We start from the raw sequence: 12724 nt of genomic DNA, 5'->3' as shown, positions 1-12724 counted from the left end.
TATAATAAGGATTAATTCTTTGTGTATTTCTGAGTGCGGGTGTCTTTTATTACACCTTTCCAATTCAAGCCAAAACCGAAGTCATAGCTATTTCCTTCGCTGTCTTGGTGGCATTCCATATCAAACGGGACATCTTCCAACTGTTTTTCTACGGTCGACATATTAGCCGGCATTTGTAGCGGAAGCAGTCCGGAGGGTTCGAACTTGCCGGAAACAACATCCAATACGGCTTGCTCGCTAATACCGAAACGGGCAATAATACCGTCTGCTTTACTTTCGAATTCGTGAAATACCATGGGACGGGCAAGGTTTACTACTACGATGACGGGTTTGCTACCCATTTGTGACCGGGTTGTTAGAATCGTGCTTAAATCTGCCGCATTGGATACATTCACGCTCTTTCCTTTGTAGGAGCGATTGGTTATAGTCGGATCGATTACCGGATCTCCCGCAGCGATACTATTTTCGCGAGCGTCTACTGCTGTATACGTATTGTATTGCAATGAGATGGGTACATAGCCGTTTCCTCCGCTTTGGCGATCGCTTATATCATAGCCACCTCCGTCATTGTTGCTGTACGGACTCGATACGAATACGATTGAGAAGTCTGCTTCCTGAGGATTCTCGGTTACATTATAATATCGCTTCACCAATTCCATGTCAACCGGATATTCTAACGATGGCTCAGACCAAAGTCCCCACCAATCCTTTACAGCCGGATAATAGTTTTTCGGGATATAGACTGTTTTCTTCTCCCGAATCGGAAGAATCTGCTCTTTATTTTTGAGTAGAACGATTGATTTTAATTGCGCATTGTATCCTGCTTGCATAAAATCAGGGTTGCCTACCACGTTGGCACTCTCTTGAGGATCTAAATACGGATTCTCAAATAATCCCAATCGGAAGATATTCTTCAAAAGACGTACGGCGGATTGTTCAAAACGGTTTCTCATGAACTTCTTACCATGTGTCTTGATTCCCATTTGATAGGCTTCGATAATCGGCTCCATCACATTGTTACCTCCGAATTGGTCTACGCCTGCCATTAATGCAATGTAGTGTCTTTCCGCTTCGGTTTTATCTTCTACGCCCCATGGCTTTCCTTTAAAATCATCGGGAGTAACTCCTTCGTTTCCGGTAATCAACCAGTCGGTACATACCACTCCGTCATAGCCGTATTTCTCCCTGAGTAAATCGGTGATAATGTATTTGCTGAATCCATTAGCCAGATTCGTTCCGTCTTTAGCCTGATTGTACGTAATCGTATAATAAGGCATGACGGCCGAAGCCATACCGGTCTTGCCGGATAGTTTAAATGCTCCTTCGGTGAAAGGCTTGATATGCGACTCTAGGTTATTACCGGGGAATACGGCAAACTTACCGAATGCCCAGTGTCCATCGCGTCCACCTTCTTCAGCACCGCCGCCCGGCCAGTGCTTCACCATGGCGTTGACACTTTTGTAGCCCCAACCATCCTTAATCTCGTCTTGTCCATAGGAGGTTTGGAAACCATCGATATAGGCACGTCCCATGTCGGTAGTCAGTTGAGGGCTTTCGCCAAATGTCATGGATATACGGTACCAACGAGGTTCTGTTCCTAAATCAATTTGCGGTGAAAGTGCGGTAGAGATTCCCAACGCACGATATTCCTGTGCGGCAATCTTTCCGAATTGTTGAACAATAGTCGGATCGAATGTAGCTGCTAATCCCAAGCCATCCGGCCAAATTGAAATCTTACCGCCTGCGCCGGCATTGAACTCAGCTTTTGTTCCCGTATCTTGTCCGGTATGTCGAGGGTCGGAGCTGTTGTTTCCCGGTATGCCTAAGCCAATACCTTCTACGAATGCTTGCATTTCATTATTCCAAGCTGCTGCCACTTCCGGACTTTGTACCGAAGTGATTAAGATATGGCGCAGATTGTCATCTTTTAAAAAGGCTTTTTGTGCATCCGTCAATTCCCATGGGTTGGCTCCACTTGCTGAAAATGGTTTGCCGTTGTACGTTCCGGCGGTAAATCCGGTCTCCGCGGATGGGATTGATTGGTGAATGCTGTATAGCATTAACCCTGCAATTTGTTCCACCGACATTTTTTCGGCTAAGTCTTTCGCTCGTTCCTCTATCGGGAGGCGCCAATCTTCGTATTTATCCAGTTTGCCGTTTTTATTCAGATCTTTGAATTTTAGTCCGTCTACAGTTAGTATTTTTACACCTGATGCGGGTGAGTAACCGAGTGTTGCTCCATCGGGATTCTGAATTGTCTGATAGTTAGTTTGAACCTGAGCATAGCTGCTGCTTGCCGCAAGTAACGTGAATGATAATATTAATTCCTTTTTCATAATTGATAGAATGTCTTAGCGTAGAGTAATCGTTTAATTTATTTGAGTGAGAGATTAATTTGTAGTCTGTCGACAACAAACCGTGCGCTTACGGCATCAACTTTTCGCGTATGCCTCCAATATAATATCGATATTTGTTTTAAGTTTTTAGTATTCATCCTACGAAGCTTAAATTCTTATGCCTTCTTGTTTCTGCGTTAACTTGACGCAAATATACGGCTTGTTTTCAGATTAAAAAGTATTTCTGCGTTAAAAGTACGCATATATGCTATATAACATAAAGTGCGTACTAATAACGCAGTTTTGTAGGCTAGTATCGTTTCTTTTATTATTTTTGTTCCCGATTAATGAATCATACGATATCGTATGGGTTTTTAAAATAAGTAAAGAGGATATGGATAAGTATATGTTAGGTGATGTAGGGGAACTGCATCCGGGTTTTTCTATTGATTGCGTAATCTTATGTTATTATAAGAAGAAGATACGTGTATTGCTTAACAAATTTGATGTGAGTAACTATTGGCAACTGCCGGGTGGATTTATGCGGAAGTCGGAAAGTGCAGATGAGGCGGCCTTTCGTATTTTGCAAACACGTACGGGGTTGACCGGAATTTACCTGAAACAGTTTCATCTGTTTGCGGAACCGAGCCGAACGGTGATGGAGCAAAATCTGGAATATGGCAACAAAATGGCTGATGGTTTGCAGGAAGCTGAGTGGTTTATGCAACGTTTCATCAGTATGGGCTATTATGCTCTTGTTAAATACGAGGATGTTCAGTGTATTAAAAAAGAGTCGGAAGTGATGAAATGGTTTGATGTAAACGACCTTCCTCCTCTCTACTCCGACCATAATAATATTATAAAGACAGCACTTAATACGATTCGGGAGACATTGCCCATTGTTCCGATTGGCTGCGAATTGCTTCCTGAAAAATTTAAGATGAGTGACTTACGCAGAATCTATGAGATATTTCTGGATAAAGAAATCGACAGACGTAACTTTCAGCGTAAGGTTTTGGCTACCGGTTACATTATTCAATTGGAGGAGATTCAAAGTAATAGTACGTACAATCCACCGATTCTATATTCTTTCGATGCTGAGAAGACAAAAGAAGGAGTCTATTTTATAGTCTAGACTCTATTTTTTCCCTCACTTGCTATATGGCTAGGTTGAACATTATTCAATAAGGCTTGATCAACTTGCAACCTACGCTACTTACTTACCACAAAACAACTTCTATGAGAGAGAACAGCCAGGACCTCATTAATCAATTAATGAAGCCCTGGCTGTTTATCGTTTATTCACTTTACTAGGTGATTCTGAGTTATATCTCAAAGTCCGGTAGGTAGTCTGCCAACGTCTTTTCAACTTGTTTTCCTTTCACAAAGTCCGTAACTTGCGTTCTACCTTCCTGTTTTCCGGCATCATAGCTTACCGATGCTTTTCCGGTTTTATCAGTCACATGGATTGCGGACTCTCCTTTATCCGATAGGTTACAGGAAATGGTCCAGTCACCGACTGTAAAACGGTCTCCTTGGCGGACTACCTGCATATCGGAACGGTTTTTCCCGTGTGTATCCATAATCGTTAAGAAACGAGCTGTCTTACAAGGAGTTGTTGTGGAGGAAAAATGCCAGTGATTGGGGTACTTCACCGCTTTACCCTGTGCATTAGTTACATTCTTCCAATTGGTAGGCTCGCAAAAGAAGGTATCGACTACTGCCTGCTCAGTTTGGGCAGAACAATAGAGATGAGCCACAGAAGTTCCTCCGGCTTTGTTTCTACCGGTTACAGTTACTTCTTGCATGCTTTCTTTCACTTCCATCGGTAGTTCTACCGTATGGAGAAGGTAGCTCCATTTTACCGGTTTTTTTCCTTTCAGTTCATCATAAATGACATACAGTCCCGTACTTCCCAGTTGGATGATATGTCGGCGGAAGAAGTCGACTTTGTTCTTGGCCCAACCTTTTTCAGGCGTGTATTCCGTGCCGGAGTATTTTCCCCGTTTCAACCAGATAGTAGAGGTAACCTTTCCGTATGCATTGGACGCATCGCCCACCATGTACGAAATGTTTTCACCTTCATACCGACGCGGAATCCAACCGTAGCCTTCCGTGCCAATCTTTTGCGTCATACCGTTTACTAAGATCGAGTTGTGCGCACGGGTGTTTCTGTATGCGTACATGCAATGATCATCGGTAAAGCCGGTGCGATGCCCACTGCTATAGAAAATTTCCTTACCTCCATAGAAGGTGTTGAATGAGTTCTGGTTGGCAAGTGCATGGGACGTCGATCCGTATGGGCTGGAACGGAAAGAGAGCATGGCGTTCTTTTCGATGTTGCCTAGAGCGGTATGCATGGTAGCAACGCCGGTTTCGTTGAAGACTTTGGTAGAAGGTAGTTCAGCCAGCGAACGTTGTTCGGTTGGGAACGGTTTGTTAGTCGTACAGCGATACCAAGTCAGATCACCGGATTTTCCCAAGAAAGTTGTTTGCATGATGTTGGGCTCGCGTTCCTGAATGGTACGTACGTAAGCGGCTGCCCACGGATTATTGCACTCACGCGCCAACGCATCCGCATAGCCTACTCGAGTACCGTTTGGCTTCTTCTTCGTTTCATGCGAGTTGCCATGTCCTGCCGATTTAGAGAAAGGAGGCTGATGGTAAATCACATAAAGCGCGTTCTTGTTATACCAAGGGTCGGCAAAGAAATCGAAACCACTGACGCGAGAATAGAAGGCAGGCACTTCAATTAAGGTACGAATATGTACATGAAAATAGGAATCTCCGTTGTGCCATCCGCCATCTGCGTTAAGTCCCGGTAAACGAGATACCCATTCGTTGTAGCAATAGTCAACCCATGTGGCAGCCTCCGGTATTTCGCCGTATGTAGCAAATGCCGCCATGTTCAAGATGCGGAAGGTCATTTGCCAAACATGATTGTCGGCTATCCGGTTTTCGAGATGATTGACATACTCGTGGAAGAATTTGCTTCCATTATCGCGAATACATTTCAGCAACAGTTCTTTCTCGGCAGGCTTCAACAGGTGATAAAAACCATCATAGGCGGAAGTACTCATGGAAAGAATGGTGGAGAGATTGAAGTCGCCGGCAAAATATTTGCTATCTTTCCAAGATAAGATCTCCGTCAGCCGTTTCATCCCTTCCCGATAATACTTCGTATCTTTAGTCAGTAGGTAAGCCCGTACGATGGCTTCGATATTCGCTTCTTCCCGGTCTACAATCTTCCGGCTTTCGCGAATCAGCGCCGACCGGTATTGAACGATGTTTGTAAGTTTGACAACTTCGGTCGTATCAATCTCCTCTTGCAAATGCTTGAGAGGGTGGGAGAGACATTTATCAGCCCTGACCCTATAACCCCATGCTTCCGGATTGTTCTTATTTCGCTGGATGATCTGTTCCCAATCTTTGGCATCCAGCAAGATACGTGGATGAGTCTGAGGAAGTTTCGATAAGAGTTCATCAAGCGCGGGCGGATTGAACACATGGGTGGTCTCATATATATAAAAGTAATAGACAGGCGACCACTCTTCCTTTCCGCTTTTATTTACATAGGCATGTTGCCAATACCATTTGCCTTTTTCGAATACCTGGTGAGGATTGAAAAAAGCCCATTTACGTTCGGCGGTAATCACGTTGGATTTGAACTTCGGATCACGTGATATGCGGATGCGATAAGTCACTTCCGGCTTGAAATCTTCTTCTTCGATTCCATCAAGGACCTGCCTAAATGCGGATATTTATCCGGCCACATGAATCGGGGAGGGTTCATGGTAATAGTCTGCCCGTCGAGCGGAGACGGAGTTTTTCTAACTTCATGCATCAGGGTGGGGTGAGTTATACGCAAGATACTTTCTTGAGCGTACGCCTGATAAGGAAGTAAAAACGATAAAAGAAGTATTAAGTGTTTCATGCTTTTAAGTTTTAAGGGGGTGTTTGGCCTACCGTTTTAGTTGGATTGCTTTAAATCCCAGACCAAGCAAGCTGCTCCTATAGAACCGGCTTTATTGCCTAAGGAGGCAGCTACGATTTGGGTATTTACGGCGCAATCGGACATGGCATAACGAAATGCCTTCTCGCTGACTTTTTGAATGTAAAAGTCTCCGGCTTCCGATAAACCTCCACCGATAACGACCTTCTGCGGACTGAAGGTGTTGATAACTCCGGCAATGCCGTGTCCCAGAAAGTCGCAATGCTCTTCCAACGATTCAACCGCTAACGGATCTCCTGTGTGATATAGTCGGACAATCAGTTCTCCGTTAACTTCTTCTCCTGGGAAGGTTCTACCGGCATCTGCTGCCCGTTTACTGAAACGGCGAACTAATGCAGAAGTAGAGGCATACTGTTCGAGGCATCCCACCGAACCGCATGCGCAAGGTTCTCCATTGGCAATTAAGGGGACGTGTCCCAGTTCGGTACCTCGGTTGGCAAAACCATTAAAAAGCTTGCCTTCAATAACTACCGCTCCACCAATTCCTGTGCCAACGGTGAGGAACACTACATTGCGAGCTCCTTGTGCAATACCATACAAAGTCTCTCCCAGCCCCATCAGGTTGGCATCGTTTCCGATTTGCACCGGTAGCCCGGTCTCCGATTCGATGCGGTCGGCCAGCTTTAGATTCTCCCAGCCTACGATGTTTTCGGCTCCTCCCAATACAATGCGATTGGTTTCGTCTACAATACCCGGCGTACCCAGCCCGATTCCTTCAATGGTAAGTTCTTGTCTGTCGGCATAAGCCTTTACTTCTTGACAAGCTGTAACCAATTGGCCGATCACTGCTTCAGCAGATATATCGGCTTTCGACGGTAACTGTGCCTGGTAGTGAAACACGCCTTCACTATCAATAAGGGCGTATTTCACAGAGGTACCGCCAAGATCTATTCCTATAGCGTATTTTAGTTTCATATTCTTATACTTTTTCTGCCCAGATCGGTGAACTCCAAGCCCATTGACCATCGCGTTGACGTACGCGTATATAATAATAATCCGTATCACGTTGCGGCTCTTTATCTTCCATAAAGTGCTCTACGGTAAAGCTGCTTTCCGGCATGGCACGGTTGAAAAGGATCGCTTCGCTCAACCAGCCAATCATGAAATGCGAGCGTGAACCTTCGAGCAACTCACCCAAGGAATGCTCAAACTTCTTGCCGTTGAAGTCGGCTGTTATGATTCCGTCTTTAGGCATTTCTACATCCAAAATTACAGCTTGCATAGCCGCAGTTGTTGTATTCGGGTTCTTGCTGCTGTACAAGTCGAGTTCCGTATCTTTTTCGCTTACCGATACGATGCGGTTAACGTGGGTATGGAATTCAACTTCACCTTCCTGCGGAGAAGTGAAAGCTGCTCCCCGGAAACACGGAGTTACATTCAGTATGCGCCCTTTGTTAACGGCTAACTTCCCTTGCCAATGTACGTACTTTTCTTCCCGATTCCAACCGAAATCTACTTTTACTTTGCAGCGTACCATATCACCTTCCGGAGCGACAGGCGTTAACGGTCCATTCATTCGGGCCAGTAGTTGCCCATTCTTCACAATGTCTACATAGTCAATGCAGCTTTCGCCTGTAACATTCAAGTAGATGCGACGGCTGTTTCCTCGTACCACATCGCCCATAAACGCATCGTTTAAGCGGAAGTCAATCTGAATCTTGTCACCAGTGGCAGCGCATACATGGCGGGTACGAAGAGCGTCCCAGATCGAGTCGCGGCTTAATGAAGAAGCCAGCACACCGATACGTCCGTCACCATAACTACCCGGATAACCGGAATGTTGGTCGGTAGATGCCATAATACCAAATTTATGCCCTTGCTCCAAACCATACTGAATGGTTCCTTCCCATTGACGAGGGCCCATATCGTGTAAGTAAGGATAATCGCCCTGATCACTCTCCGCCAGTCCGTGACGTGAAAACATTTCGACGAACGGAGTCTGGTCTCCTTCCGTAAAGCACTTCCAGTTATAACCACGATATCCGCCCTGATAGCCCATGTGGTGAGGAGTAACAAAGACTTTGTGTCCTTTCGCTTTCTCTTTCCAATCTTCAATCGAAGTACAGTCTACCAAAGGAGCGTCCAGATCGTAGTTTAAAGCTACGTGATCGCCATGCTCCATGCTATGCGCTTCGTAACCAACAAATGTCAGAAACTCACCTTCCTTATTATATTCGTTTGTCATCCGGACATACTTTTCATATCCTCCTTCACGCAGGCGCTTGAAAGCTCCTGTATGATAGTCGATCACCCATTTCAAACGCGGATCGTCTGCTCCGGGTATATCCGGCCACATCGCATGCGGCGTCACACTCACAAAGTCTAGTTGCTCCTTAGCCGCTTCAAAGGCATCGCGCATATCACCGTGTCCGTAAGTCAGGTTACAGTGATTATGCAAGTCGCCCCAATACATTTTCAGGTTACTGGCCGATGGCATTATTCTCTTCGCTTCTTTGCTGCCTGCTGCGCAAGAGCCTAGTAAACTGCCCGATGCAGCTAGTCCCAGAAAGGACCAGCCTGTGTTTTTTATAAAATTTCTTCTATCCATGATATATTTGTTTTGGGTTAATTTAATGGTTATTCAAATCCGATGGTTAGTCGGATAGGTTCGATTAGCGAGTGCCAGAGAGCTTTGTCAGGGGAACTCGATCGATATATCTCCGATCACCTTTGAAAAGAACCTTTTCCTTCTCATCGGGATCTGTATCTTTGTATTCTTTTTGCGTCTGGCGAAGCAGTAGTAGTAGTTCTTCTTGCTTTTCTATATACTCCGGTTTGCCGAAAATATTGTTCATCTCTTTCGGGTCTTTCGCCAGATCATACATCTCCCATTCATCAATGTCATTGTAGAAGTGGATTAGCTTGAAGTCTTGTGTACGGATTCCATAATGACGCTTTACCGAATGTTCGGCAGGGTATTCATAATAATGATAGTACGCTGCTTTGCGCCAGTCTACAGGTGTTTTGCCTTCATTCTCCAGTATCGGCTTCAATGAAGTTCCCTGGATATCCGAAGGAATCTCTACGCTGGCATAGTCGAGGAAGGTCGGTGCGAAATCCACATTCATGCTGATAGCACTACTGATGCTTCCCGCTTTGACTCCTTTGCCAAAACGAATAACAAGAGGCATGCGCTGACACTCTTCGTACATGAAGCGTTTGTCGAACCAGCCATGTTCGCCCAAGAAGAAACCTTGGTCGGACGTATAGACAATGATTGTATTCTCTAGTTCTCCTGTCTTTTCGAGATAACTCAGTAACCGGCCTATATTCTCATCGACTGCAATAACGGTAGCCAGATAGTCACGCATGTACTGTTGATACTTCCAACTGATTAGTGCTTTGCCTGTCAGGTTACCTTTGCGATATTCTGCAATGCGTTGGGCATACACGGAATCCCATTTGTCTTGTACTTCTTCCGGCATCCGCTTGTATACCTTATAAAGTCGGTTGGTTGTATCTTTGAGCATTTCTTCGCGGGTCATCAGTTTGAGGTCCCAGTCATTAGTGAGTGTATGCTCGATAGACATATCTTGCTCACGAGAAGCTCTGCCGCGTCCTTCGTAATCATCAAATAGATTAGCCGGTTCAGGAAAGGTTGTATTGTTGAAAAGTCCTAAATGACGGGGAGCCGGCATCCAGTTGCGGTGCGGAGCTTTCTGGTGGTACATCATGCAGAAAGGCTTGTCCTTGTCTCGATGTGCAAGGAATTCGATGGCTTTATCCGTGATAATATCCGTAACATATCCTTTCTCTACGATATGTTGGCCATTCTCCCAGAAGTCGGGGTCGTAATAGTCGCCTTGTTCATGCTGACCGCTGAGGATGCTCCAATGGTCGAAACCTTGCGGTTCGCTGATGAGGTGCCATTTACCAACAATCGCTGTTTGGTAGCCTGCTTGCTGTAATAGCTTGGGAAAGGTTTGCTGGTCTCCGTCAAACACACTGGCGTTATCAGTGAAACCATTCTCATGGCTGAACTTCCCGGTGAGGATGCAAGCGCGTGAAGGGCCTGATAAGGCATTGACCGCATAACAATTATCGAAACGTATTCCTTCATTTGCAATCCTGTCCATGTTGGGAGTCTGAATCAGATTACCTCCATAGCATGACATCGCTTGAGTAGTATGATCGTCGGTCATCATAAAAATGATGTTCGGACGTTTAGTTTCTTCTTTTTTTTGACCGGCACAAGACACGATGCTTAATGCGGCTAGTGGAAGGAGTAGGGTAGAGCAACTGTTTCTCATAATGGGAATACGTTTAGTTGTAGTAAGTGAGATAAGGTACCGGAGCCCTGCCTATTGAATGTTATCCTCAGCGTGGGGAATTTGGCGCCGGTACCTTACTAATTATAATTTATATTTTAGTGACTGTTTCTTTCCGTTTACTTTCACTTCTAGCTCCAATCCGTTTTCATTGAATGATTTATTCTTGAACTTAGCGTCAAATTTAGGGGCATCTGCGCTTTTCTTGACTGGGTAGATTACCGTGATATAGCGGGTCGCTTCTTCGCTGTCTTTCTTGGCATTGAATGATACATTCATGCGCTTGTAACGTTTGCGATAAGCAGTGGAGCACCAACCCGGTTCTTTTTTCATTGTCATGTTATTCGGACCGAAGCATTGCAATTTCATATTGCTTTCGTCTTCGAACTCTGTGAGGAATGTCATGTCTTCACGGCTGTTGGCTATTTTACCTCGTGGCATCTGGAAGTGCAGGTTTACAGAACCTTTGGCACTGCCTACCATCTCATCTACAATAACGAAATAAGTATTGTCTACAAAGAAAACAGACCGACGATGTTTCAGATTCTTATAACTCGGATTCTCGGTAACCAAGGTTTGGATATTGCCTTCCGGCTGCCATAATCTAGTAACAGATTCAGTTGTTTCGAGATCTTTATTGTTCAATGTAACTGTATTGTGTACCGCAGTTTGGCGATGCCAGTTACGTTGTTCCATCACTTCTCCTTCGCCTGCGTACACATACGAACCGGAATCCGGGAAGAGGTTTTTGCCATTGAACCATAGTTCGAATGTACCGTTATCCGGCTGACAATGCCAGAACGCTTTCGGACCGGCTTTCACAACCATCTGTGTGGCATCCATTCCCCAAGCATTACGGAATACAAAGAAACCTGATTTAGAAAATCCTTTGGATAGATAATCCGGCAGAGAACCTTCTTTTCCATCAGTTGCAAAGTAGGTGATTGTTTTATTTCCGGGGAAAAGTTTGCTCCAGTCTTTGTAGTTTCTCAACATCTCTTTCTTGCCGGAAAGCTTCGCGTCGCTGAAGCACGGATTGGTGTAATCAGGGAAACAGATATTCAAGTAGAACATAATCATGCCTTCTACTGTGTCCAGATAAGTTTTCGGGAAATCGCTGCGGAATCCGTTTGTGTCGGCAATCTTCAGTGCTTTGCAGAAGATATTGATAGCGGCCAGGTGATAATGCGGGTCCAGTTCGAACTGTCCGCCGTCCTCGTATACCTGTACATGAATTTCACGATTCAGGATGTCAATTCCACTTTTCCTCCACGAGGAAGCCTCTTTAAACTCCGGGAAAAACGAACCGGCATAGATCATGCGTTGCGCCTCAAACAGCAAGTGGTTTCCTCTGTCGGAATAGTTATCGAGAATATGTAAGGCGTGTTTGTGGTAGTTAACCAAAAACTCAGTCAGAAACTCCGGCGTAAAAGAAGGGGAGGGGAGGAATAACTGAAATTGAGACGTTTGGTCTTGCAAACGGTTACTTACTTCCAGTGGACGCCATGCGAAACGTATATTCTCGGCTCTGCCTTTGACCTTACCTTCGCTTATCATCTCATACTCTTTCTTATCCATCTTCGCTAGTGGATTCTTTTGTATCCAGTCGATGTATTGATGCGCCCACTCTTTGGCATATTTCTCGTCACGGGAAACGCGATATGCTTTTCCCATCGGGGTAAACCATTTGTGACGGTGTAACTGCCAGCGGAGTTCATTATCTTTCACCGGCCAATATTGCCAGTTGATATCTTCTCCGTAGTTGTACGAAGCTGATAGCCTTTATGAACAAAGAAGGTGTGTTTCAAACCATCGTCCGCCCATTGTTGTTCTTCTTTGCCAATCGTGATCTTCTTCAGATTGATATCCGGAGTTTTTACATTCGTGCGAGCACGGTAATAATCCAATAATGCTTGGGCAGCATCTTTATCTTTACCCTCCTGGTGCAAGGCTTTCACCTTTGCCAATCCGGGATAGTCCAGATTGAGTAGCGAAAAAGCTTCGCTCTTCAATTCCTGGGCATTCGCTGTACCGATCCAGCAAGCCAGAATCAGTAAAACAGCATATGAAAGAGTCTTATTCATCATGATATATAATTTATAGTGTAA

5 protein-coding genes and 2 pseudogenes are annotated in these 12724 nt (G+C 45.0%); 1 reads left to right on the top strand and 6 read right to left on the bottom strand.

Going from position 1 to position 12724, the window contains the following annotated elements:
• Nucleotides 1–11: 11 nt before the first annotated feature.
• Nucleotides 12–2336, bottom strand: a complete 2325-nt coding sequence (locus tag JCM10512_RS13830) for a glycoside hydrolase family 3 protein (RefSeq protein ID WP_044163967.1) — start codon at nt 2334–2336, stop codon at nt 12–14.
• Nucleotides 2337–2730: 394 nt separating this feature from the next.
• Here JCM10512_RS13830 and JCM10512_RS13825 point away from each other — a divergent pair, with 394 nt between their 5' ends.
• Complete coding sequence (locus JCM10512_RS13825) at nt 2731–3471, top strand: NUDIX hydrolase (RefSeq protein ID WP_044163965.1); 741 nt, start codon at nt 2731–2733, stop codon at nt 3469–3471.
• Nucleotides 3472–3661: 190 nt separating this feature from the next.
• Here the strand turns inward: JCM10512_RS13825 and JCM10512_RS13820 are convergent.
• The 5 genes and pseudogenes from JCM10512_RS13820 to hepC all read right to left on the bottom strand — a co-directional run bounded on the left by JCM10512_RS13820 (nt 3662) and on the right by hepC (nt 12700).
• Nucleotides 3662–6270 (bottom strand): annotated as a pseudogene (locus JCM10512_RS13820) (DUF4962 domain-containing protein).
• A 36-nt stretch (nt 6271–6306) separates the two neighbouring features.
• Nucleotides 6307–7263, bottom strand: coding sequence for an ROK family protein (locus tag JCM10512_RS13815; RefSeq protein ID WP_044163963.1), 957 nt, complete (start codon nt 7261–7263; stop codon nt 6307–6309).
• Between the two features lie 4 nt (nt 7264–7267).
• Nucleotides 7268–8896, bottom strand: a complete 1629-nt coding sequence (locus JCM10512_RS13810; RefSeq protein ID WP_044163962.1) for a CehA/McbA family metallohydrolase domain-containing protein — start codon at nt 8894–8896, stop codon at nt 7268–7270.
• Between the two features lie 64 nt (nt 8897–8960).
• On the bottom strand, nt 8961–10598 hold the full coding sequence (locus tag JCM10512_RS13805; RefSeq protein ID WP_044163960.1) for a sulfatase family protein: 1638 nt from the start codon (nt 10596–10598) through the stop codon (nt 8961–8963).
• 102 nt (nt 10599–10700) lie between these two features.
• Nucleotides 10701–12700: pseudogene (hepC, locus tag JCM10512_RS13800) on the bottom strand (heparin-sulfate lyase HepC).
• Between the last annotated feature and the right edge of the window lie 24 nt (nt 12701–12724).

Source organism: Bacteroides reticulotermitis JCM 10512 (assembly GCF_000517545.1).
In the GTDB taxonomy this organism is placed as follows: domain Bacteria; phylum Bacteroidota; class Bacteroidia; order Bacteroidales; family Bacteroidaceae; genus Bacteroides; species Bacteroides reticulotermitis.
Note: the sequence above shows the minus strand (reverse complement) of the source record. Positions and strands in the feature narration are given on the sequence as shown.

Coding starts and splice junctions, on each gene's coding strand:
- JCM10512_RS13830 (WP_044163967.1), bottom strand. CDS start 2,336: ATGAAAAAGGAATTAATATTATCATTCACGTTACTTGCGGCAAGCAGC.
- JCM10512_RS13825 (WP_044163965.1), top strand. CDS start 2,731: ATGGATAAGTATATGTTAGGTGATGTAGGGGAACTGCATCCGGGTTTT.
- JCM10512_RS13815 (WP_044163963.1), bottom strand. CDS start 7,263: ATGAAACTAAAATACGCTATAGGAATAGATCTTGGCGGTACCTCTGTG.
- JCM10512_RS13810 (WP_044163962.1), bottom strand. CDS start 8,896: ATGGATAGAAGAAATTTTATAAAAAACACAGGCTGGTCCTTTCTGGGA.
- JCM10512_RS13805 (WP_044163960.1), bottom strand. CDS start 10,598: ATGAGAAACAGTTGCTCTACCCTACTCCTTCCACTAGCCGCATTAAGC.